The sequence below is a fragment of the Kribbella voronezhensis genome, from assembly GCF_004365175.1.
Taxonomy (GTDB): Bacteria; Actinomycetota; Actinomycetes; order Propionibacteriales; family Kribbellaceae; genus Kribbella; species Kribbella voronezhensis.
The window spans coordinates 2,582,570-2,605,887 of the sequence record NZ_SOCE01000001.1 but is presented as its reverse complement, the minus strand read 5'-3'; the positions used below and the strand labels follow the sequence as shown (position 1 = coordinate 2,605,887).

14 protein-coding genes are annotated in these 23,318 nt (G+C 63.7%); 4 read left to right on the top strand and 10 right to left on the bottom strand.

Annotation, left to right across the window (positions count from 1 at the left end):
* Positions 1-8 precede the first annotated feature (8 nt).
* The 5 genes from EV138_RS11770 to EV138_RS11750 form a co-directional block, all read right to left on the bottom strand.
* A complete protein-coding gene (locus EV138_RS11770; protein ID WP_133978596.1) occupies positions 9-497 on the bottom strand; it encodes a hypothetical protein in 489 nt (162 codons plus the stop codon).
* Complete coding sequence (locus tag EV138_RS11765) at positions 494-2,830, bottom strand: molybdopterin oxidoreductase family protein (RefSeq protein ID WP_133978594.1); 2,337 nt, start codon at positions 2,828-2,830, stop codon at positions 494-496. The genes EV138_RS11770 and EV138_RS11765 overlap by 4 nt, the downstream gene beginning before the upstream one ends.
* A 20-nt stretch (positions 2,831-2,850) precedes the next feature.
* Positions 2,851-3,558 carry an acetate uptake transporter family protein gene (locus tag EV138_RS11760; RefSeq protein WP_133978592.1) on the bottom strand — a complete coding sequence of 236 codons (708 nt, stop codon included), beginning with the start codon at positions 3,556-3,558 and terminating at the stop codon, positions 2,851-2,853.
* A 68-nt stretch (positions 3,559-3,626) separates the two neighbouring features.
* Positions 3,627-3,923 (bottom strand): hypothetical protein, encoded by a 297-nt coding sequence (locus tag EV138_RS11755; RefSeq protein WP_133978590.1) that lies wholly within the window; start codon positions 3,921-3,923, stop codon positions 3,627-3,629.
* 138 nt (positions 3,924-4,061) lie between these two features.
* Positions 4,062-4,628 carry a TetR/AcrR family transcriptional regulator gene (locus EV138_RS11750; protein WP_133978588.1) on the bottom strand — a complete coding sequence of 189 codons (567 nt, stop codon included), beginning with the start codon at positions 4,626-4,628 and terminating at the stop codon, positions 4,062-4,064.
* A 103-nt stretch (positions 4,629-4,731) separates the two neighbouring features.
* Here EV138_RS11750 and EV138_RS11745 point away from each other — a divergent pair, with 103 nt between their 5' ends.
* Together EV138_RS11745 and EV138_RS11740 are read left to right on the top strand one after the other, a co-directional pair.
* Complete coding sequence (locus EV138_RS11745) at positions 4,732-5,244, top strand: hypothetical protein (RefSeq protein WP_133978586.1); 513 nt, start codon at positions 4,732-4,734, stop codon at positions 5,242-5,244.
* 22 nt (positions 5,245-5,266) lie between these two features.
* Entirely contained in the window at positions 5,267-5,794 is a 528-nt protein-coding gene (locus tag EV138_RS11740) for a hypothetical protein (RefSeq protein ID WP_133978584.1), read from the top strand.
* Positions 5,795-6,068: 274 nt separating this feature from the next.
* Here EV138_RS11740 and EV138_RS11735 read toward each other — a convergent pair whose 3' ends face one another.
* The gene (locus EV138_RS11735; protein WP_133978582.1) at positions 6,069-7,238 is read right to left on the bottom strand and encodes an InlB B-repeat-containing protein; all 1,170 of its coding nucleotides are present in this window, start codon (positions 7,236-7,238) and stop codon (positions 6,069-6,071) included.
* A 1,404-nt stretch (positions 7,239-8,642) separates the two neighbouring features.
* Between EV138_RS11735 and EV138_RS11730 the strand changes: the two genes are divergently transcribed.
* Together EV138_RS11730 and EV138_RS11725 are read left to right on the top strand one after the other, a co-directional pair.
* On the top strand, positions 8,643-10,253 hold the full coding sequence (locus tag EV138_RS11730; protein ID WP_202866693.1) for a hypothetical protein: 1,611 nt from the start codon (positions 8,643-8,645) through the stop codon (positions 10,251-10,253).
* Positions 10,250-12,979, top strand: a complete 2,730-nt coding sequence (locus tag EV138_RS11725) for a phospholipase D-like domain-containing protein (protein ID WP_133978581.1) — start codon at positions 10,250-10,252, stop codon at positions 12,977-12,979. Before EV138_RS11730 ends, EV138_RS11725 begins: the two co-directional genes overlap by 4 nt.
* 230 nt (positions 12,980-13,209) lie before the next feature.
* On the opposite strand, the gene EV138_RS11720 is transcribed toward EV138_RS11725, so the two are convergent.
* The 4 genes from EV138_RS11720 to EV138_RS11705 form a co-directional block, all read right to left on the bottom strand.
* Positions 13,210-14,106, bottom strand: coding sequence for a DUF6308 family protein (locus EV138_RS11720; protein WP_133978579.1), 897 nt, complete (start codon positions 14,104-14,106; stop codon positions 13,210-13,212).
* An 80-nt stretch (positions 14,107-14,186) separates the two neighbouring features.
* On the bottom strand, positions 14,187-14,858 hold the full coding sequence (locus EV138_RS11715; protein WP_133978577.1) for a hypothetical protein: 672 nt from the start codon (positions 14,856-14,858) through the stop codon (positions 14,187-14,189).
* Between the two features lie 59 nt (positions 14,859-14,917).
* The gene (locus EV138_RS11710; RefSeq protein WP_133978575.1) at positions 14,918-19,639 is read right to left on the bottom strand and encodes a DEAD/DEAH box helicase; all 4,722 of its coding nucleotides are present in this window, start codon (positions 19,637-19,639) and stop codon (positions 14,918-14,920) included.
* Positions 19,636-22,938: a hypothetical protein gene (locus EV138_RS11705; RefSeq protein ID WP_133978573.1), complete on the bottom strand. Its 3,303-nt coding sequence runs from the start codon at positions 22,936-22,938 to the stop codon at positions 19,636-19,638. Before EV138_RS11705 ends, EV138_RS11710 begins: the two co-directional genes overlap by 4 nt.
* Positions 22,939-23,318 lie beyond the last annotated feature (380 nt).

Genomic DNA, 23,318 nt, shown 5'->3' with positions numbered 1-23,318 from the left:
CCGCCGGCTCAGCCGACGGCGAGGACTTGGGGACTGGTTTCCTTGATCCGGGTGCGGAGCCACTTCCCGCAGATCTCCGTCTCGGAATGGCACTGCGTGGCAACGTCGAGCAACTCGGAGTCGCGGCAGGCCTTGGCTGCCTGCATCAGGATGACCCAGGTGATCTCGGCCTCCTGGGCCCGCAGATAGAGCTCGCGGAGATCTCGCAGCAGGAGTATGCCGGTCAGTTCGGACCGGCCGAGGAGCTCGGAAGCCTTGTGCCGTGCGGTTTCCAGCAGACCTGGCGACTCGGCGGCCGGTGCCGACTCCGCCTGTACGCCGTACTTGCCGGCCACCGTCGCCAGCCGATCGAGGTGCTCCGCGCACTTGCGAGCGAGCGTGTGGCCGAGGTGGAAGAGATCGTGTTCGACGGCATGGCGTTCGCCGGTCAGCCGGAGCCGCTTCGCCAACTCCGTTTCGGCCCGTTGCACGTCCTGGATTGCCTGGTCGATCTTCATGATCGTTCCTCCACGGGCCGTCCGGCCTTGGTCACCCGGACCGCCGCGACCTTGAACAGTGGTTGCTTGGACACCGGATCCCATTCGGTGCTGGTCAGTTCGTTCGCCGCGGTCGGCGCGTCCCCGTTCCGCGGGGCCTTGTCCCAGTAGCCGTAGTGGAAGGGAGCGAAGACGACGCCCTCCCGGACATCCGTCACCCGCGCCTTGGCCTCGAGATAGCCGCGCCGGGATTCGACCCGGACGAAGTCGCCCTCGGCGACGCCGAGTCGCTCGGCGTCCGTAGTACCGAGCTCTACCCAGGCTTCCGGTGCTGCGGCCTGGAGTTGAGGTGCTCGGCGGGTCTTGGTGCGGGTGTGGAAGTGGTACGCCGTACGGCCGGTCGTGAAGAGCAGCGGGTAGTCGTCGTCGGGTGGCTCGTGAGGCGGCGAGAAATCGGCGGCCTTGAGGATCGCACGGCCGTCGGCTTGCTGGTCGGTGAAGTCCTTGCGTTCGTGGGCCGCGCCGGTGAGCAGGTCGTGGCCGTAGTCTTCGCAGTAGTCGGGCTGGGTGTTGAAGACGTGATCGGAGTACAGCCGCTCGGTGCCTTCTGGGCTGTCCTCGGTGCACGGCCATTGGATGCCGCTTCCGCCGCGAAGCTTCTGGTAGGAGAGCCCCGAGTAGTCGCACGGCCGACCGCGAGTTGCTTCGCCGAAGGCGGCGAAGCACTCTTCCGGAGTACGCCACTTGATCAGCGGCCGGCCGTCCTTGTCTTTCAGACCGAGCCGGTTCGCGTAGTCGATGAAGATGTCCATGTCGGGGCGGGCCTGGCCGGGCGGTTCGACGGCCTTCTCGGACAGGTGGACCGTGCGATCGTGGTTGGTGAACGTACCGGTCTTCTCACCCCAGATGGCCGCCGGGAGGACGACGTCCGCGAACTCGGCGGTCTCGGTCAGGAACGGGTCGCTGACCACCACGAACAACCTGTCCTGGCCGAGGATCGAGCGGATCCGGTGCAGTTCGGGCAGTGAGACGGCCGGGTTCGTGCCGGTGATCCAGAGGAACCGGACCGAGCCTTCCTCGGCGTACCGCAGGATCTGCATGATATGCGTCGGCGGTCCCCAACTCGGGATCTGCGCCGGCTCGAGATTCCACAGCTTCGCGAGTTCTTCCACGTGTGAAGGGTTCTGCCAGTTCCGCATGCCGGTGAGATCGCCGTTCGCGCCGGTCTCGCGGGTGTTCTGCGCCGTCGGCTGCCCGTTGAGCTGGAAGACCGATGCTCCGGGTTTGCCGATCATGCCGCGCAACAGGTTGATGTTGTTGACCTGGCAGGCCGACGCCGTCGCCTGATGCGACTGGTAAACACCTTGCAGACAAGTCGATACGAGGCGTTCGGAGGAGCCGATGATGCGGGCGGCGGCCCGGATGTCGTCCGCCTCGACCCCACAGATCTCGGCGACCCGCTCGGGCGGGTACGCCGCCACGGTGCTCGCGAGCTTCTCGAGGCCCACGGTGTGTGCGTCCACGAACTCCTTGTCCACCCAGCCATTCGCGATCAACTCGTGCTGGATTGCGTTGAGCAGGGCAAGGTTCGTACCGTTGCGCAAGGCAAGATGTACGTCGGCCTCCTGCGCGATCCGGGTACGCCGGGGATCGACCACCACGAGCTTCGGGCGGTCCGGGCCCTGCAGGCGATCGAGCATGCGCGACCACAGCACAGTATGGGTTTCCGGCATGTTGTGGCCGACGGCAAACAACGTGTCGCAGTTGTCGAAGTCGGTCAACGATCCGGGCGCGCCGTCGGTGCCGAACGTCTCCTTCAGGGCGAAGTCGGAGGTGGCGGTGCACAGCCGGGTGTTGCCGTCGAGATGCGGGGTACCGATGCCGCCGCGGACCATGAGCGCGAGGGTGTAGTAGTCCTCGAGAAACAGCTGTCCGCTCGTGTAGAAGCCCATACCGAGTGGACCCTGCTCGTCCAGCACTTGCCTGCTTCGGTCGACGACCAGGTCCAAGGCCTCGTCCCACGAGGCCGGCTCGAGCTCGCCGTCACGCCGCACCAGGGGAGTGGTCAACCGGTCGGGGGAGTTGTTCGCCTGCCAGCCGAACAGCCCTTTGGGCCCGAGCCGGCCATGGTTGACGCGATCTTCCGACCGTCCCCGAACCCCGACGATCCGGCCGTCGTGTACGCCGATGTCTATCCCGCACCCGTTGGAGCACAGCACGCAGGCCGACTGCACCCAGTCGATACCGTCCGCTCCGACACCGTCCTCGACGAACTCGTCCACCCGCGCCGGCCAGTCGCCGCCGGCCGGATACGGCGTCCGGCTACCCCAGATCTCGGCGATCCGATCGCCCATCGAAGTCTCCTTCCCGACATCTACAGCTTCGTGCGCACACCCGGTTCGTTGGTCACCTTCCGTACCTGCTCCAGTAAGCTGCCCTGGACCGCCACCTTGCCTTCACCGCGGCGGCCGAGCGGGAGAACGGTTCGTCCGAGTGCATCCTCGAGTCCGGCACCGAACGCGGCGTACAGGGCCATCACCACCAGCAGCAGGCCGAGAACACCGCTGACGTGCTCCCACCCGGTGCTGCCGTTCAACTCGTAGCCCCCGGCAACAAGGAAGCGGATCGCGGCTACCGCGAAGACAGCGGTCACGACCAGTTTGGTCGACGAAACGGTGATGCTGAGCAGCAACATCGTCGTACCGCTGAACAGCAGGAAGAGCCCGAGTGCGTCGCTGGTGGCACCAGGCGAGGACGCATGAAGGATCAGGCCGGTGACCAGCCAGGTCAGCGCGAGCACGCCCATCGCAGTACCGACTGTTCCGTCCCGGCCGAGGAATCCGAACATCGAGGCAAGCAACTGAGCGACGAACGCGAAGCCGACCAGAACGAGGGCGACCTTCTTACCCTCCGCGGCCGGGATCCAGCCGAGCTGCAGGCCGGCCAGCACCCAGCTGGCGGCGCCGAGACCGTACAACCCGATCGAGGTCGGAGCCCCGATCGGCCGCAGCGAGATCACCACCCGTTCGCGCAGCGCATCCCCGGCAGACGCTTCCGCCGGAGTCTCCGTCCGATCGCTCATCTGCTCTCCCGTAGTCGAAAGGCAGACGGCCGGTACCCGCTTCGCACGCCCGGTAACCACTGTTCACCTCATGGAGATGCCTGCAGCCCAGGCAGCTCGCGGAGCAACTGCTCCAGCTCGCGGACCACAGCGCCGTGGCCAGCGGTTGCCCTGCCCAGACAGACGCCGTTGACCAGCGCCCCAGCCAGTTCGCACGCGGAGACGTCGCAGCGGACAGCCCAGGCGCAGAGTTGGATCTTGGCCTCCAGGGGAGGCAGTTCGTACCAGTCCATCAGGACGGCAAGTGCTTGATCCAGGACCGCGACATGGGCCGTCAGATGGCCGTGGCCACAGATCGGGGCGGCGGTCAGAACCCGGTCGGACATGATGCAACTTCTTTCCTTGCCACCTCGACCGCTGCTGATGGCTGATGTCGCAACCTCACCGGCCGAGGCCCCGACCCGGCGGTGGCCGTTGTCGAAAGCAAGTACCGGTACCCAGCCTGGATCGGAGTATGCAGCGAGCTAGCCGGCCTGACGGCTGCGGTACTTCAGCAGCCCTTCGACCCCGCGCAGGAACGTCTCGCAGATCGGCTTCGGATCGGACAGACAGCCCGCGGCCATGGCGCCGTCGCGCAGCATGACGAAGTGCTGGGCCGCCGCGTCCGCGTCGGGTTTCCCGGTGTCGGAGAAGAGCTCGGTCATCGTGGCCAGAAACCATTCCCGATGCTTCTGGACCGCCTGGTGGACCGGATGGGCCGGTTCGGGATACTCGGCGGCAGCGTTGAGAAACGCACACCCCCGGAAACCGGTGCTCTGGATGTCATCGGCAATCAACTGGCTGACCGCCCGTACTTTTTCGTCGGGCGTTGTCTGCCGAGCCCGAACAGCAGCCACCCGCTCGCGCATCGCGTCGTCGGCCTGCGCCAAATAGGCGACCAGCAGGTCGTCCTTGCTCGGAAAATGCCGGTACAGCGTCGCCCGGGTCACCCCCGCGGTGCTCAGGATGCGATCGATCCCGACGGAGTGAAGCCCCTCGGAGTAGAACAGCCTACTCGCCGTACCGAGCAGCCGCGCCCGTGCTTCCGACATACCCCGCAGGCTAGCAGACAGAACGATCGGTCTTGACATCGTCGAGCCTGTCGGTGGAGTCTCAAGTAGACCGATCGTTCTTTCTCCTGGAAGCCGGACTTCGATGCTGCCCACACTGCGCAAGCTGTACTACGCCCGCTTCGGATTCGCCCTCGTCTGGGCGATCCTCCTCACCGTGACCGCCTCGAGCCTCAACCCGGCGAGCGTCACGCTCCTGGTCCTCTACCCACTGGTCGATCTGGCCGCAGCCGTCACGGACTTCCGCAGTTCAACCGCCGGCCGAAAACCCTTGTATCTCAACATGGCCTTAAGTCTCCTCGCAGCGATCGCCCTAGCCTTCGCCGCAACCTCCGGCACCCCCGCCGTCCTTCGCATCTGGGGCGCCTGGGCCATCACCGCCGGCCTCGTCCAGCTGACCGTCGCGATCCTCCGCTACCGCCTCGGCGCCCAATGGCCGATGATCCTCAGCGGCGGAATCTCCACCCTCGCAGGCGCCAGCTTCATCTTGATGGCCTCAGGCAACAACCCGTCCGTCAAACCCCTAGCCGGCTATGCACTCCTCGGCGGAATCTTCTTCCTGCTCTCGGCCCTCCGCCTACGCAGGACATCCCACTGACCGCTGTGTCACGCTTTGAACCATGTCCGTCCCCCGCACAGCCAGGCGATTCCACGCCGGCGTGCTCTTCCCCCTGTCGAACATCATCCTCGGCACAATCTTCCTCGCCGGGATGCTGGCAGTCGACGTCCTGGTCGTCGCCGCCGGACTCACAGCCTCCAACACCAGCGACCAAATCTGGTCCACCGTCGCCCTGGTGCTGTCACTGCTGGGATACGCGATGGCGCTGTCTTGGCTGTGCCTCGGAATCAATGCCGCTCGTCCGATCCGCATCGACGCGGAGCACCTCTACCTCCCGACCATCGACCTCCGTCGCGGCATCACGCACCTAGCGGTCCCACTCGCCGAGATCGCAGGCGTCGAAATGATCTACCGATCCGCCCCGCGAAACAGCCGCTGGCAACTGTCGATCATCCGGCTGCACGGCAACAACCTCTCCAGCGACAGCCTCACCTCAGCCCGCGGAAGCACCCACCCGCCGACCGGAACCCGAGCCTCCCGCGCCGCCGAAGAAATCCGCCGCTCCCTCCCCTCCCGCACCCTTCCCTGACGATCGACCCGGCAGCCGCCGGCTCGCGCGGTCCCAGCCGCGGCGTACCACTGAGCGGCCAACAACACCACCAGGGCGATCTTGACCGATGCCGAGACACTGCCGGTATCGCGATAGCCGACGCGTGAGGTAGCTCAGATGCCTCGCGCGGAGAGACCGATCGACGAAACCTTCGCCCCACCTGACCGCCTGGTTCCGCTCCTCGCCTTCCCGCTCCGACCCTGATCCGTCGGCTCTGACCAGGAACCGACGGACCGGGGAAGGCAAGCTGGTGTTACGCCGTGCGCCAGACCGCGGTGAGCGCGACGGCTCCGCGCAGGGTGGTGTGCAGCACGGCCGTGCCGTTCTTGTAGAGGTATGGCTTCCAGCCACTCGGCTGGTGGCCGGCGGCGTACCAGCCGGTCTTGCTGGTGTCCTTCGGGTTCTGGTAGCGGGTCTTGTTGTCATAGGACCGCTTCGCGGTCCAGCCTGCGAAGGTGTAGCCGGAGCGGGTGAAGGTGTTCTTCCGCAGGGCCGTCGAGCGGTCGTAGAGGACCACGGTGGGCGACATTGAGCCCTTGCCACCCGCGGCGGCGTACGTCACCGTGAACTGAAAGCCGTCCAGGCGGTAGAGCCGGCCGGCGCCGATGTTGAAGCCCAGGTAGTAGGTGCCGTGCTGGTGGGTGAGGTGTTCGCTCTCGGACCCAGAGGCGTACTCGTAGGTGCGCACCAGCTTGAAGGACCAGTTGTAGACAAAGATGCGGTTGGTCTTCTGCGTGCCCTTGGGGCTGGTGATCACGTAGACGTAGCTCTGGTCGCAATCGATGCCCTGCCCGGTGCCGGTCATCGTCAGCTTCGCCGACTTCCCAGTCTGCTTGAACGCGCTGTTGTAGGCGTAGTACTGATTCAGCGTGCCGCCGACGTACCGGTTGTTGACCGCGTCGTAGCACAGCGCGGTCGTTGTATGCGGCAACAGCACGGTCTTCTCGATCGCGAGCGTGCCGGGGTTGATGATCCGGATCGCCCGCCCCTGGGTGGCCCCCTGGACCGAGTCGTCGTTGGTCCAGGCGGGGATCAGCAACCGCTTGGTGTCAGCGTTGTAGGCCATGTCGTTGCCGTGCCCGAGCAGGTTCGTGTGGTGACCGGAGCGGATCCGGAACGCCGCGACCTTGGTCGGGCTGGTCGCGTACAGCTTTGTCTTGATCAGCTGGGTGGAGTCGTAGAGCTTCGTGCCGGACTTGGCGTGCTCCGACACGACGGCGTACCAGTAAGTGCCGTCGGTGACGCCGCCGTTGAGCGCCGTGTACTTGGCGGAGGTCGGTTTGGCGGTCCCTGCCACGGTCGGGCCGGTGACCCTCGGCAAGGCAGCACTCGCGGTCACTGTGCCGCCGATCGTGAGCGTGGTGGCGGCGCCGAGCGCGACCACCGAACGCGCCAGCCGGCCGATTCCGTACCGAGTAAGCATGAAGCCCCCTTCGCTGCGCGTGCTTCCCTGCGAAGCCACACCTGACCGCACGATAAGCGCCACGGAAGGTCACCGCCGGCGAGTCTCTCGTCCGTCCGCCCACCGGCGGTCCGGCAAGGAGCGGCGACGCCCGTCGCTCACTTCTCCTTGATGAAACTGCTGCCGAGGCCTACCAATCGAGGACCGGGGCGGTCGGATCGCGATGGTTGCCAGACGGTCGTCCAGTACAATCCCCAGGCCTTGGCAGTCCGCCGTATTCTGCTGATCCTGGCCATTGCTAGCAGCACCGATGACGCTACGACCTACTACGTAAATGCTGTCAACGGCGGTGACAATGCCGCCGGTACGACGTCGACCGCGGCACGGCGCACGTGCTCAACCGAGCCAAGCGTGACTTCGTTCGCACGCATCAGCAGCAAGCGCGCCGGGAGGATGTCGTCGGCTTGATCGAGGAGATCAGCAGCCAGCTAGATAACAGCCCGAAGCTGAGGACGTACGGATCGAGCTGCGCACCTGGCACACATCTCCGACCTCGACACCGAACCACGCAGTCTCGTGGACGACTACCAGCCACTCATCAAGGCTGCCGACAGCCTCGCGTACCGCGCTGTTCGCAATGCCGCCAGATAGCGAATGTGCACCGGTCTGGGCATCGGCTCGATAGCGACGAGTAAGTGATGAGTTATGCCTCGAAGTTCATTGCCTCCGGAGCATATGCCCTGGTCAGAGAGCCGACGAGGGGACTCCAACCCCTAACCACCGCTTTGTCCTCCCAGGCATCTCGACGTTTGCCAAGGTTGTCCGAACATGCCCGTGACCTGCAAAGACTTCCCGCTAAGGTGGTCGTCAATGCGCGTCGTTACGCACCATTTGCCATCCATTCCGGTCAGTAAAACGGCCAGTGGCCTCCATCAGATCGGCTCGCCGTCGGCACAGCGCACGGCGGAATCAGCTGCGATACTCGCAACCATCACACCTGTTCCTGTAGAAGACACAGCGCGAATCGAGGGAGTATCCCTGACGGTGGCACTGGACCGTCCAGCGAGCCGAGTCAACGTCTTCGCCGGGCCCACCTCACCACGAACCGCTGATCTGCCCTTGTTTGAGATTTTCTGGCCGGGGTCACGCAGGCTTTGACGCGGAGAACTCAGACCGAGTTCTGCCGAGCCTGTCGGCAGGCGTCAAATTAAGCTGAGGATCCACCTCGAGGACGACGAGGTCTACGGGGTCTACAAGTAATGGTCGATGATCAGTCGGAGGAGGGCGATGACTCGTAAGCCTCAGAGCACTACCTGGGGCTGGGCCGACACTGGTCCAGTCTGGGGAGCCCGCGCGTTCACTCCGAAGTCAGGTCAAGATCACCTCGGTCTTGGGTCGGTCAGCTCGGATCGCATCCTGCCGACCTTGTCACCCGGCATCAACGTGCTGACGATTCACCCGCGCTATTGGTCGTTCTATTCATGGATTCTTGACGACTTCTGGGCAACGGATCTGCTACGTACGCGTTCTGCCTTTCAGAACTTCTACCGACCGCGAGAAGCGCTCTTCGCCATGGCCTGCCACGTCTGCGATGCGCCAGAGCATCAATCGATGGTGGCCAACGTCGTCGGCAGCAGAAGGGTTGGTTCAAGAGCAAACGACACCGCGTTCGATCCGCAGTTCGACTACATCAAGGAAGCCCTCGGTGGATACTCTCTCTACTACCGATCGGCCATGGAACTCACCGGCGTACTTGTAGTTGCGAGGCCGACTAACGGGTTCCCCTTCGACGCACCCACTCCGTATGGGCGAGGGTTGGCAGCGGCATATCGCGCCGCGGTGAGCGACTCGCGACTCGCTGCCAGACTCGAAAATGGCGATCTCGTTGCCCCGGTCGCACGAGACGTCCTTGTCGAGTTCGCTCGCAAGGGGTGCCTGTGCCAACTCGGTATTGCTAACAACTACGACTTACCCCTCCTGCAGGACCTCTTCCTGCACTCGGGCGCTCCGGCTGAGATCGCTTCTCGCGGCGAGACGTTGCGCCTACTGCTCGACCTCAGTCAGTGCACGCCAGCCGAGGCGATCAAGGAGCAGGACTTCCGCCAGCTCGTCTACTTCCGCGCTCTAGAAGGCGACGTCTACACTTCGCGTACTGAACTGGTCGACGTGGCTCGGCGCTGGCGCGTCTATCAGGGACGTGAGTACTTCGGATACGCGTTCAACCGGCTACTTCGCTGGCTCACGCGACGCGGGCTACTCGAAACCGATGCGGGCCTGACCCTACAGTCGCGGATCAGGCTCCGAGAACTTGTGGCTGAGTCTCTGGACCAAAGTGTGAACGATGAAGACCTGGGACTGGACCTTCCCGAAGTCGAGGCGGAGACCGCCGTGTCGGACTTCCTGGACTACCTCAAGGGCGAAGTAAATCTCGACGCGTCAGCCGATGAGATCTGGCCGCGGAACGAAGCTCTTGACGAGCACGCCCTGTACGTCGCGTGCCGTGACTACGACCTCGATGACGGGAAGACATTACTGGCACTCATCGCTCTGGTCCTACTGCTGCGGGAGAGGTTCGGGCTTCCATCACGGGTCGCGGAGTATGCGCAGGAGCGCGGCCTGCTGTCCGAAGGTGGTGCTCTGCGTATCGGCATGACCCGCTTCATGCACCTTCTCAACCAACGATTGCTCCGGCAGCCGACACTCGCGGAACTCGCCGAATGGCTGATCCAGGATTTTGTCATTGTGCAACACGAGCGCGTCGCGACAGCCAAGCTTCCCGACGACACCTACAGGGTCAGGAGGGTCGGGGACAACCTCCGGTTCTTTCCGCAGGAGGTGCCGGCAGTCTTCAATGACAGCAGGTTCCTTGCCCTCAGCACCATTGTTCACGAGCTTGGCTGGGTCTCCACGTTCCGTGAACCTGATCGTTCACTCACCGCCACAGGTCGCGCGCTGCTGGCGAACGGCGACTTGCCCTCGGGTGCATTGGACGAGGCAGCCGCCGCTTACGAGTTCTCCGGATCCGAGCCTGTATGAGCACGGAGGTCCAGCCGAGCTTCGTTGTCCCTGATCTCCTACAAGGGCAGTGGACGACAGCGCTGATCTGTACGTACGGCGCCAACCTGACGTTCTTCGAGACCCGGCTAATGAGCCAACTGGCCCAAGTCCCCCTCCGGATGATTCTCGCGGACAGCCAACAGCTGGCGAGCAGGCTCGGGGAGGCTGCTCGCACGGGGCAGCGACACCGTTCGGCCAACAAGGCGTATGTTGTTGCCCCAATCCGTCATGTGAGGGCCGCACACGGCAAGTTGATACTTTTGCTTGGTCCTGCGAGCGGCCGGCTCGTCGTCGGTTCCGGGAACCTCAGTTATGACGGCTATGCGTCGCCGGGTGAGCTGTGGCGTGTCTTCGCGTACAGCGAAGAGCAACCACAGCACCTCGACGAGTTTGCCGCAGCCCGGATGTTCGTGGACGCTCTCTCCGAGCGCCAGCTGGTGGACTCCCCAGTGGTGGAGTTGCTGCAAATGGCGTGGGGCGGGTCGAACTGGCTGCCCGAATCGCCGAGCCTGCCAACGGCAATAGGTGGGAACTTCACGGGCCCTCTGATCGACCGGCTGCGCTCGAGGGTCAAGGGGCCGGTGAATGAGCTGATCGCCCACGCTCCCTTCCATGATTCGGACTGCGCTGCCTTGAAAGAACTTGTTGCGGTCTTCAACCCCAAGCAGGTCCGGCTCCTGGTGACAGACGCGACCTCGGCAGATCCGGCCGCAATCGAGCGATCGCTGGACGGCGCGACGCGTGCGATCGTGGAACGAGTTCAGGTCAAAGGCGAGCCGGCGGCGTACATCCACGCCAAGTGGGTGCATCTAATCCAGTCGAGGGAGGAGACCTTACTCAGCGGATCGGCCAACCTCTCCCGAAGCGCTCTCTTGCAATCTGCGAGTAGCGGCAACATCGAGATCGGCGTCATAACCACCGGACCACGCGGATCCTTCGACTCCATCTACTCCCACCTGGTCCGCACCGCGGTCAGAGACATCGCCTCTCTTCCCATCAGCTACCAGGCCTTCGCCGATGGAGAGGCCGACGAAGATGACCAGGGCAATCCAGTAGTCCTCTGGAGCAGGCTGGACGGACGCACTTTGACGATTATCTTCAGCGAGCCGCTGGCCGCGGGGGCAACGCTCCAAATCACCGACCACGCAGGGCGGACTGTGGAGATCGGGTCCCAGCGGTTAGTTGGCCCGACGGTGCAAGTCTCCCTAACCGCCAACGCGGCTGCTCTCATCTCCGAAGGAGGGCGAGTGGTTGTTCGTATCGACGGAGTCGACGACTACAGCAGCTCCACCTGGCCGTACCAAGTCGCTCACCTGAAAGGTCGACTCGATAAGGCCAGTCAGCGCGAGCATCTGCCGCGGCTAGCCGATCTTCCGGAGCAGGATGCCGAACTCTTTGAGCTGCTGCGCGAGCTTGACCAAACACTCATCATCGACCGTGAAGCAGTGTGGCGCATCGCCAAACCGAACATCGGGCGCGAAAGCAGACCAGCCGGCAGCGATGAGCCGATTGCTTTAGGGGATCTCGACTGGGACCGCGTGCGGCGCGACCCGCGATATGGCGGCTACTTAAGCCGCGGACACACCGCAGGTCTGCCTCCCACGGATATCCAGATCGTCCTGGCGGCGATCGGCGGCCGTCTAGGAGACCTGGGCTTGGACACTAGACAGCTGGATGTTGAGCGTGAGGAGGACCTCGCGAAGGAGGGCGACGTCGGACTCTCGTCGGACGGCCAGGAGGCCGACGAAGAGCTAGAAGACGAGCTGGTTCGCAAGCATATGCCCGTAACAACGCGGACCAGGATGGCCTTCGATCGATTCGTACGCCGGTATGCCGCGGCATTGGACGACGCAGACTTCATCGATGAGCTAGGCCCGATCCCTGCCGCGATCAATGCGGTTGTGTTCAACCATCTACTTGTCCGACTTTTGGAGCGAGACGCGGTATCGCCGCGTTGGGCAATCCCCGCGCAGGCCAAAACCTGGATGTTCCTCTGGGGCAAACCAGGAGGCCAGAGCCTTGCATCGAGGTTCGACGACGAGACGGCCTCGGTGGTGCGCAGCGTACTGGCTGATGCTGGCGCTCGGACTACTACCTTGCGCGGTCTGGCCGGGTCCGCCGACCACATCACTGAGCAAGAAGGATTTGCGGGGCTTCAGAATATGGTGCGCTACCTGCTCACCGATGACGAGTTCGGGGTCAACGTTGATGGTCTCGCCGAGGCAGCTGGCGATCTTCAGATGGCTCCGAGACTGCTGGGAGCGCTGGAACAGGCTGCTGCTCCGACTACAGACGTCGAGATCTTAGAGCTCGTAATCGCTCCCTACGGCATTACGCGGTCGTCCGTCGAGTGGCGACAGGAGCAGGTTCGACGGGTTGGGCACGGCGCGTATCCGTCGACCACCTTCGTCATCACTGCGCCGGTGAGCGACCTGACGGCCGGTCGGGCGCGGGAGATGCTAGGCCGCGTCGCGGTGGCCGCCTATTACGCAGGACATGAGGGTGCCTACTTCCGAATCAGGTTTGCCGGCAACGGAAAAGCAGTCGCGTTCTGGGACGAGGGTGAGCGCGTCGGGGTCGTCATGGTCGGCGACGAGGAGCAGGAACTCGAATGGATCGATCCGCCCTGGCCGGCTTGGGCGATGAGGCTCGACGAGTTGGAGTCGACTCTCATGGCGCGTTCAAAGGTCGCCCACACCGCCTGAGCAGTCTGCAGTCGCCGTGGGATATATGACATACCCACACGGACCTGGCCAGGTAGTAATGAGCGGTTATAACAGCGCGGCGCTGTCAAAGTTTGAGTCGGCGACTGGCGGGGGAGTCCCAGGACGCTTTGTGATCGCTAGGCAAATCGGCCAGTCACGTCTCATGGCTCTGTCCCGAGCGTCGAGGCCGGCTAACCCAGAACGTGGGGGTCAGAGCTGCCTTTGTTGATTCATGTTCCCGGCAAATCCGGCAACTCTGTGGGCGACCGATCGCCGCCGGCACGCCAGGCGACGATGTCGAGCGCGCGCAGCAGGCTGATCGGCGGATCCGAAGCGAGGTCGGCGATTTCGGCCCAGGTGTCGTACTGATCGACCAGATCTTTGCGCATGGCCATCGCGAGGGCGACGAAGAACTCACCCCATGGCCGACCTCGTCTGACGGGCAGCGGTGCTCGAGGACCGACTTGGTAGCAGCGGCGGACGCGTTCGTCGTAGAGCGGGATGAAGCCTGGCCGCTTGCGGTGCAGAATCTTGGCCAGGATCGTTCCTTGCACGTCCGGGATCCCGGGAGCATCGAGCACAGCGAACAGCAGGCGGATCGGTTCCAGGTCGTCGTCTCCAGCGCTGGCCAGCTCGGCGTCCTCAGGGATCGCCGCGAGGCACTCCTGCAATCGGTTGCGCTGCTGCTGCAAACCGTAGTAGGCCTTCAGGGTCAAGCGGTGGACATTGAGCAGCACAGGGGCCAGCAGATCAGCGTCCTCGATACTGTCCGGGGCGGACCGGGCGTCGTACGCGTCATACGCGGGATATGCCCAAGCCGATGATCCGGTCAGGTATTCACGCGCCCATTCGAACGCCTGCTCACGCTCAACGAGTGCACCGCCCACCCGGACACGCCCCTGTTCGGCGGGAGAGTCTGGGGCCGTGGACTTCTCGCGGGTTTCAGGGTGTGCTCGCTCGAAGGCGCTGGCCAGCAGTTGAGCCACCTGTTGCGCGGTTACGTCGAGCGGCACGGCGACCTCGTACTGCATCGCCGAGCGCCGCCCGACCTGAGTGAACATCATGCTGAGGCGGCCGAGCCCGTCCTCCAACACCGTGGCGTCGACATCCTCAACACGAGCCCGCATCGCTCCTAACTGGCCGCTCGACCTGAACCCAACTCCCTCGAAAGTACTCCGCCAGATTGGCGCGCCTAGGGCAGGATGGCTCATCGTGTCGTCCTTCCAGAAGCTGGTGGCGCTGGATCCCAACTGTCCGGGGGCTCATCGAAGACTTTGCGTGCAGAGGCAAGGACGCCGCGACCGATCATATGGTTGCCGGCGCCTCCTAGTAATACACCAATTCCTAGCGGCACCTGTTTGCTCAACACCAGCAGCCCTTGTTTCGTCCCGTACTTCGTGATGAACCGAGGTCCGAGCAGCGTGTTGAGACGATTAGTTGTCGTCATCGGAATCGCGGTCACGATGCGCCTCGCCCAGTGGGGTCCGGTTCGACCGACCGCCTTCCTGAGGGCTCCGGTAGCGCTGTCGCCCATAAGGACGGTCAGTACCAACAACCGTCGGCGCTCCAGGTCTTCCGAGTGGAGCCCATGCACCTCAGCACACGAGAGTACGTAGAGAACGGAAACCTCCGTAAACGCCGCCATGTCGACCAATGCTCCGGGCATACCCGCACCCGGAACCAAGGCAGTCGCCCCCGCCGCACCTCCCGACGTAGTGACCGCGATCAAATAGGCGCGGTCGAGGTACCTGAGCAGTTCATGCGGACTCATCTCAGGATGAATACGGCGAAGACGACCGACGTTGGCCACAGCCAACGCCTGCTGCGACATCAACGCCTTCTCGAATCCTCGCCGCGCGAGGTCCTTAGGATCGATCACAAGAGTCTCCTACAGCTCTGGCCATGAATGAGACACGACGTGCAGTGACTCGGAGGACGTCACAGCGTGGCCGCCGCTCCGTTGCTGTTTGTCGTTTCCGGATGCTCTGGCTCATTGCCAGCGTTGACGAGGAGCCTGTGCAGGATCTGTTGGGCGGCGCCCCGAGAGAGTTCGTCGTGATCGCGCTGATTGCCGTAGCTGCGCAAGCAGCCGTAGCACGAGGTCTCCGGACCGCATTCGCATGTACTCACACGCAGCAGGGCAGCGTCGAGCACACGATCGAGGTTGGCCTCGATCTGCAGCACATGGCCCGCGCCACCGGGAACAGCATCGAAGAGGACCACAGACCACTGGTTGACACCGAATGGTGACAGCGAACCCCCGATGTCTCCGCGCGCAATTTCGAGCACGTCGCACGCTGCCTCGATGATCGCGTAAAGGACTGACTTCCACGCCTGTTGCTCACCGCGGAAACCCGGCAGGCCAACGTCAAGTGTCAGCAGATCTGTCTCGTAGTCGTGGCCGAGGTCGAGCGGTCGCTGCGGGCCGGAGCAAGGCAGATTCTTGAGCAAGTGATTGTGCTTTGGTGGCTTGTTCGGATGCAAGATCCTGGCTGCGCCGTGACCACACCAGTCACACACCCAGAAGCCCCTGCTGGAGGGCCCGTCAGCTACGGCGATAAGGCGGCCGCGCGGTCCGACAGTGACCGCGATCTCTCCGCCGTGAAACGGCGCTTTGTGAGACCTGGCCTCGGCAGGCTGGGCGAGGACATGGACCGCGCCGCTCCAAGAACGTCGAGGCGGTCGCGGTCCCGGCTTTTGCGGTTCTCGCCCTGCGACGAACCCGTACTCCGGAATCGTCAAAGTCCGGGGGGCCGACTGCATCACCTCCCCACAGTGCTCGCAAGCGGGCTCGACATGCTCGACGCCGTGTCTGAACCCGCCGCAGCGCTTGCACACGTGGTACCGATACTCCACGAGATCACGCCCAGGAAGCCGGTATATCCCGCGGGACGTCCACAGCTGTCCGCCGGCTACGACAGTTGCATCCGGTGCGTATTCATAGATCGCTTGCGACAGGTCCCGCGTCAGGTCGAGGTTGGCGCCGGCGCGGCCGGTGTAGCCGAGATTGGTACGCAACTCGACGGAATCGACCGGAAAGCCGTACTTCGGCAGAACGTTGCGGTTGGCCAGGAAACCAAGGAGCTCCCGCTTGCGAAGCGTGTTGCCAACCTGTTGGTAACGCTGTGCCAACTGGAACTTCTGGCTCCGCGCGGCTTCGTCTTGGAGCTGCTCGAGAGTGACTACTTCGTTCTCGAGCTCGGCGCGAACCGTATCGAGGAGCTCGATCAGCGTGGCCGCCCATGTCCCGCCATCTACGTCCAGCTCGCTCGCGACGTCGACGGGGAGGATATGGCGGAGTGCCTCTGTGATCTCGCCAGGTACAGGGGTCAGATAGCCCTTCACCAACGTTACCGAGGCGTCATGGCCGTTGTCAGAGAGGAAGAACTCCCCCGCAGTCCTGTCGATCCGCCCTGTGGACTCGAAGCGCCATCGGAAGAATCCGGCCATCGCAACGGAGTGCGCGTGCCGTCGATCGATACGCTCATTGGCGAGTGGAACGTAGGGCGCTCGGACCGCCCCGGCGATCATGACCTCAGGCTCGGCGAACCGAGTCAGATCATGGGACCGACGTTGCGCGTAGGTCACCACCAAGGCGGCCGTGCCGGAGCGGCGACCTGCACGGCCGGCGCGCTGGAGGTAGTTAGCAGTGCTCGGGGGCATGTTCCGCAAGAACACCGCCTGGAGATCACCAACATCAACCCCCAGCTCGAAGGTCGTCGAGCAGGACAACGTGTTCACATCGCCACGAATGAACTTCTGCTGGATAGCCGCAGCTTCGGTATTCGACCATTGCGCCGTGTGCTCCATCGCCTTGAGGGAGACGGCATGCATTGACCGATAGATCGACCTGTAATGGTCTTCATCCTGCACCGGTGGTACGAACTGCTCGAGCGTTCCATCACATCCGATCGCTGGGCACACGCCACGTACCGAGAACGGCGCCATGCGACGGCATACATCGCATTGATAGACCGGGTCGGCATCGGTGACCCAGCTCAGCCGCAGGCGCTCGTGGTCAATCTGATGGACAACACCGAGGCCACGTTCGGTGGCCGGCTTGAGCCAGTGAATCGGCGTATGTGCCGCGGTCAGGAAGCTCCAGATGCCGTTCAGCAGCTTCCGTGCATCGCCATCGACGCCTAGGGAGTCTAGTACGCGCTGTGCGTAGTCGACGCGACGGTTGGTTCCCTTACCTGGCAGCCACGAAAGCACCTTGCGGACGGCTTCTGGACCTGAAAGTCGGAGCCGAATCGGTCCTAACCGTGGCGCGAAGATTTCGTGGTTGGGGGGTACTTCGTCTGGCATGGTGACTGCGCCCTGCTGCCGCACCGATCTCAAGAGTTCCTGGATGAAGGCCCACGCCTCATCCTCGGTCAGTCCCAGATCGATCAACGGGCGCGGTGCTTGCCAACTCGGATCGCAGTAGAGGGCAACACGCATCAGCCCAAGGCCTTCGAGCGACTGCCTATCATCCGTAGCAAGTACCTCGGCCATCACCCACGGAGCGATGACGCGAGCTTGCTGCTGAGCGGTCATACCTCCATGGAAGTGCTTGACGGCTGACGCAGCAGCGCGCGCCGTGAACACGACGTCGTCGGGCGCCACAGGTTCCTCGTCAGCGCGTGCCGCTACCAGACCCTGTGTGATGAGACGCCGGCGCTGCAGACGCGCGTAGGAGTCCTCGAGGTACGGCGCGAAGTAGGCCGCAGCCTGGCGACTGTCACTGAATGCCAGCAGCTTCCGTCCCTCGCCAGGCCGTTGCCCCTCACTCAGATCGGCGCTCGGTGGAAGCTTCTGGTAGAGCGACGTCGCGATGACCGCGCCGCTAGCGTCTGAACCTGTCTCGAAGACGCGTACTGTGCCCGAACCACGTGCCCCACAGACCAGGCAGCCTGCGATATCCTCGCCACTCTGCTTGAGTCGTCGTACTGCACGGAGCTGACCGGATGCGCAGGCCTTGCATATCCCTGCGCCCGGCTTTTCGATGTTTCCACAAGCGGTACACAACTTGGCGTCATCAGCCGTGACATCTACGCCATCGTCGGCAACGGCATCTTCGTCCTCGTCAGTCAGTGCCAGTTGCTCACCGAGCACCATCCAGGTGCCTTTGCTGCCCGCCTTCCGCGGACGGAAACGCAAAACGCCATCCTCCGGCGTCGGCGTACCGACGACATGGACGGCGCCACACCGCTTGCAAGACCCGACCTCGAAGACCGCGGCGGAGCAGTCCGGACACTTCTCGTGCCGTGCGAGGTGGACGTGCGGTCCCTTAGACGACAGGCAAGCGAAAGCACCCTCAGTGGCTCGCAGGAAGAGGTGATACCGCGCCGACAGCGGCGTCGTCCCGTCCTTCGCGCGCAAAGCACTGCCAAGTTCGACCATCGCCGCCAATCCAGCGGCACCTTCAGGCCCTGCGCTGAAGATCGTGGATGCAGCTTCGTCGAAGGTCTGCGGGCCAGCGGCCAGCGCGCTGCGGAGCATCGCCAGAGAGTGCTCGTGGAGCAGCGCGTCTGCTGCCGTCGTCTGGCGAGAACCAGTTGGTTGCCATCCGGCGTGGCGTGCTGCTGCCATGACGGCTGCGTCTCTGTTCTCGGATTGAGTCAGTCCGATGTAGTCGCGCGCCGACAGCGGGCCCCAGAACGGCCCAGCCGGCGCATCGACACGCGTGGCGGTCACAAGGTCCTGCCGGTCAGGTGCACCATCGATGTGCTCGAAGGGCTGACCGAACAAGTTCGATGCGAATCGGGTGACTTCTTGCGGGTCAGCGTCGCCGCCCACGGTCGCCGATGTAGCGATGCACTGAATCGGCCGATCGCGAGCGACGCGGTCACGGACACGCCGTAGGAGCATCGCGATCTCGGCTCCCTGGCTTCCGTCGTACACGTGAGCTTCATCGACGACGATGAATCTCCACTTGGAGTCGTCTCCGGTCGCAAAGAGATCCATGTCGAGGGGACGCAGGAGCAAGTATTCAAGCATCGCAAAGTTGGTGAGCAGCAGATGCGGTGGCGTCGCGCGCATCTCCTGCCGGCTCAGGAGCTCGTTCGGAAGCATCGGCTCACCGATGTTGAGTTCGCCGAAAGCCTCTCGGGCACGCTGAGAATCATTCTCGGTGTCGCCGGTGTACCGGCCGAACGTGATCGCGGGATATCCCGCCAGCAGCTGCCGAAGGCGTTTCATCTGATCGTTGGCCAGTGCGTTCATCGGGTAGAGGAGAAGCGCCCGCACGCCAGGTCCCAGTTCGCCCCGTTCCTGCTCGCGGACCAGACTGTCCAGGATGGGCAGGAGAAATGACTCCGTCTTGCCGGAACCAGTGCCGGTCGCAACGACAACATTGCGGCCGTCAGCGGCCTTCCGGATGGCCTGCTCCTGGTGAATGTACAGGGCACGGTCGAGAGGCAGCGCTTCGCTGGCCAGTTCGGCAAGGCCAGGGGTGAGTACACCTGCCCTGATGAGTTCCTGAACGGACAGGCCGGGAGCGTACGGTGGAGTCGCTTCGAGATACGGCCCCTTGTCGAGCATCGGCGTCTGGTCGATCGCCGTTCTCAATGCGGCACCGATCTTCGCATCGCGCACTGCCAGAAGCGACTGTAAGTACCGCCGGTACGTGCTTTTGATCTCGTCGGCCGTGGCGATACCGTCGATGCTCGTGGTCACTGCTTTGTCTCCTGGCTCTTGCTGGTAAATGAGCTTGCCGTGAGAAGCTCGGCGACGATCAGATCGATTGTGACCAGTTGTGGAACGACTTTGGCCAGGTCGGTCCACACACGCGCTTGGCGATCAAGCCAGCCTCCGGCCAGCTCGCTACCGCGCGCGGCATTGCGTGCGGCGAGCGCAAACCCCAATGAGATCGACGGAACGACCCGCCAACCTCCTGTCGCGGTCGGATGGCGTCGCGCGTCAAACGCAGCCTGGGCAACTGGATTGCCGAGCATTCTGATCATCCGGTCGGTTTCGACAAGAATCTTGTGTGCATGTCTCATCAACCAGTCCAAGCGCTGGTCCCGGCGCTCGTTGACCAGCTGCATTGCCGCGATCACTCGGGATTCTCCAGACAGCAAGCCCTGGGGAATCAAGCCCGCTTGACGAACAAACTCTGCGCGCATCACCGGCTCCCGATCGAAAACGTCTGCCGCCGCGTCCAGGCGACCCACCGTAGCGAATCTGTCTTTCCCGACGAGCAACTCGCTCACCACGTCGCCACAGACATCGATTGCGGCCTCCACCTCGTCCGCGGACCACTCGGCATCGGCCCCCGACAGAAGGGCTGCCGGAAGAGCGCCGCGCAAAGACCACTCAGGTGCCTGCTCATCGTGTGCATCCTTCAGGTCGGCCCATGCGAGATGGGCCCGCACTATCAGGTTCGGGACGGCGTCGCTCGGCGCCTGAGAACTGGTCAGTGCAAGAAGTGCGGCACGCGGGTCGTTGTGTACCGCTGTGTCGATCGCATGAGCAATGTCGTCGATGCGACAGCCCACTCCGAGCTGGACCAGCAGTCCGCGTACCGACCACAGGCGGGTGAAATCCTCGATGGATGCTGGGAACTCCCGCAGGCCCGAGAGGAACGCCGACAGCGCGGTTGCTTCAGGGTCGTCGTCGATGACATAGCCGTCGGCTTCGACAAAGGTGACCCGTGATCCTTCCGGCCACCCTGGCACGGGAAGTGGCGCCCACGGGTCGTCGACACGGACCAACACACGGAGCGGACCAGCATCAACCAGCCACTCCGGCAAGGGCACCCGCCCCTCAGTCACCGGGACCACCGCGGGGGCCCGCCATGGTGCGCGGGTGGCGTAGATCAGTGCCGTAAGACCTTCGACATTGACGCAGTCTTCGAGCTCAAGGACACCGTCACCCAGTGTTATGCGACTGAAGAGTTTCCGCGGGCGGATCGTCGCTATGACCATGTTGCCGTCATCGGTCAGCGCTAGTTTCGCCTGCGGGTTCGCGGTGAGGGTATCGACAATCCGAGCGAGCTTGAAGTGAAACATGCCTGCTCGGCCGAAGGTGGGCTCAACGACCTGAACATCACCCGCCGAAGTGAGGACGTGCAGTTTCGGCTCGGCATCAGCATCCAGGTTCAGGACCAGTACGCCTGGCTGATCGATGATGTCTTCTCGGAAAAGCCTCAGCGGACGAATCGACGGATTAGTGATCGTCTCCGACGACTGATAGGACACAGACATATGCGGAGGACTCACGACGAGCGTGCGAAATTCGTCGCTGGCACCAACGCGGACGTAGTGCTCCCGCTCGTGCTCGGCGAACTCGATCACACTGCGGGCCGCGGTAGCGCCGGCCGGAAGTTTCAGCCGCGCGACACAGTTCTGCAAACCGCCTGAAGTGAATCGGCGCCAAGGCGGGCTGAAACCTACGCCAAGGCCTTCCATGACAGTCAAGGTCCGGGTGGCTCCACGTCCCCATGGTCCGCGGACTCGGACCGTGAATGTGCCGACCACAGGACGTGGAATGGCATCCCAGACAGAGTTGGGTCCAGCCTCGCAGTCCGAGGATTTCCACTGTGCAAGCGGATGACCCGTCGAGTCGAGAAGCGCAACGTCCCATTCCGCGCCTTCGAGCTGTTCAGGAAGCTGGATGTGAGGAAGCGAGGAAACAATCGCATGACCGCCAGAGGTTCGCACGCCACGCAAAGGCTCTTCGGAGCCGATTCGAGCCGATGCTCGGTCGCGAACAGCTCGACTGGTGCCTCCGACGGAAAGCCCACTCGCTCGCCGAAGATCAAGCTGGAGGAGACACCAACCAGCCCAGCCAGGCGGCAGCGGGCTCTCCGAGATCTGAACCGCTTCGCCGACGATCTCAAGCGAACTCGGTTCCCCGGGGAAGAGCAGCCAGGTCGGCCGAGCGGGCACCGGAAGCCCTGGGGGGAGAAGTACACCGTCTTCCCCGAACGCCAGCATCGGGTCATTGGCATCAATCACAGGGAGGACGACCTGGAGATCTTCGCGACCGACGAGCGCAACCGCCGCAGACCGCACAGGTGAATCGATAGCAACATCCGTCGCTGGGGCTGGCTCATTTGAACCATGCCACAGGGCCTGCGTCGGAACCCTCCTGGTCTGGTCATCAAGCCTGACCAGCCACGCTGCTTTCCCGTCGGGAGCGTCACCAACGGGCGGAAGCCGCAGCAGCACGCCCTGGTCGAAGGGGTCCAAGATGAGCAGCGGCTGGACATCACCGTTGACCGAAGTAGCGCCCTCTCCACGAAGGGGCGTGATCCCACGCTCCCGGTTGAATCTGCGCGCCGCGGCACGGTATCTCTGCGGCAACGGAACGTCTTCGCCCGCACCGCCAGCCGCAACGGCGTCGACTAGATCGAAAGCGCGGTCGACTACATCGACGGCAAACTCTCGGCCGTAGCGCAGGAACCGCTGAACCGGCACGTCCACGTTCTGAAACCCGATACCTGCGGCTCTGGTAGCTGCCCAGGACACGAAGCCCTCGGGCGTCAGGCCCGGGACAACGCTTCGTTTGTAGGTCAAGATCTTGAAGAAGTCACCGAGACAATACGTGGGCATCCCAGCGTGGATCAGGATGCGGCCAACGTACTTGGACCCGGTCTCACCGTCGCCGTCATCGAAAGTTGGCAGCCGCAGACGGTGCAGATTGGTGAGGAAGGCCTCTCCCCACTCAGTGTGGAATACCTGCTCATTGCGGACTCCCAGAAGCGATACCAATTTCGGCCAGAAAGTCCCGCGCTCGTAATGATCGGCTGCCACCCCCGCCATCGCCAGCACAAACACGGACGGCCAGCGTCGAAGCAGCCGCACCCGCTCAGCTGCTCCAGACTGGCGTTTGTACAGCTGGCCGAGGGCAATCAGCGCTTGCTCGCGATGCGCAGGATCGATTTGGTCGAGAACCTCGGCAGCGAGGGAAACGACCTCGATACGTCGGCGCCACTCACCCTCTCGGATCTCCAGCAACTCTGTGCGGGTCACAGTCCGCGGCGTCTCTACCCCCATAACATCCCCCAACTGCTCCCGCTCTGCGGGAATCACATCCCCTGGCCCTCACACATTTCGGGCGCCCCACGTGCGGCACGGTTGCTCGCAACCTGCCGTCAGCGGCCTGACGAGGCGTCAACCGTGCTGCCCAGTGCGCACGCCATGCCCTGATCATCGTTGTAATGGCCGCACTGTTACAGCGAGCTACGGCTCACGGCCACATCAGACCGGATCCGGCGAACTTCATGCGCACTCGACAGGTCGCCGACTATCCAGCCCTGCGGGGAGAGATATATACCGCTGCGCGTGACCCGGTCGGCGACGGGGTGCGAGCCTTGGCTGGGCTGATGCCTGACTTGCGGACCTGGGAGCTC

Coding starts and splice junctions, on each gene's coding strand:
- EV138_RS11770 (WP_133978596.1), bottom strand. CDS start 497: ATGAAGATCGACCAGGCAATCCAGGACGTGCAACGGGCCGAAACGGAG.
- EV138_RS11765 (WP_133978594.1), bottom strand. CDS start 2,830: ATGGGCGATCGGATCGCCGAGATCTGGGGTAGCCGGACGCCGTATCCG.
- EV138_RS11760 (WP_133978592.1), bottom strand. CDS start 3,558: ATGAGCGATCGGACGGAGACTCCGGCGGAAGCGTCTGCCGGGGATGCG.
- EV138_RS11755 (WP_133978590.1), bottom strand. CDS start 3,923: ATGTCCGACCGGGTTCTGACCGCCGCCCCGATCTGTGGCCACGGCCAT.
- EV138_RS11750 (WP_133978588.1), bottom strand. CDS start 4,628: ATGTCGGAAGCACGGGCGCGGCTGCTCGGTACGGCGAGTAGGCTGTTC.
- EV138_RS11745 (WP_133978586.1), top strand. CDS start 4,732: ATGCTGCCCACACTGCGCAAGCTGTACTACGCCCGCTTCGGATTCGCC.
- EV138_RS11740 (WP_133978584.1), top strand. CDS start 5,267: ATGTCCGTCCCCCGCACAGCCAGGCGATTCCACGCCGGCGTGCTCTTC.
- EV138_RS11735 (WP_133978582.1), bottom strand. CDS start 7,238: ATGCTTACTCGGTACGGAATCGGCCGGCTGGCGCGTTCGGTGGTCGCG.
- EV138_RS11725 (WP_133978581.1), top strand. CDS start 10,250: ATGAGCACGGAGGTCCAGCCGAGCTTCGTTGTCCCTGATCTCCTACAA.
- EV138_RS11720 (WP_133978579.1), bottom strand. CDS start 14,106: ATGCGGGCTCGTGTTGAGGATGTCGACGCCACGGTGTTGGAGGACGGG.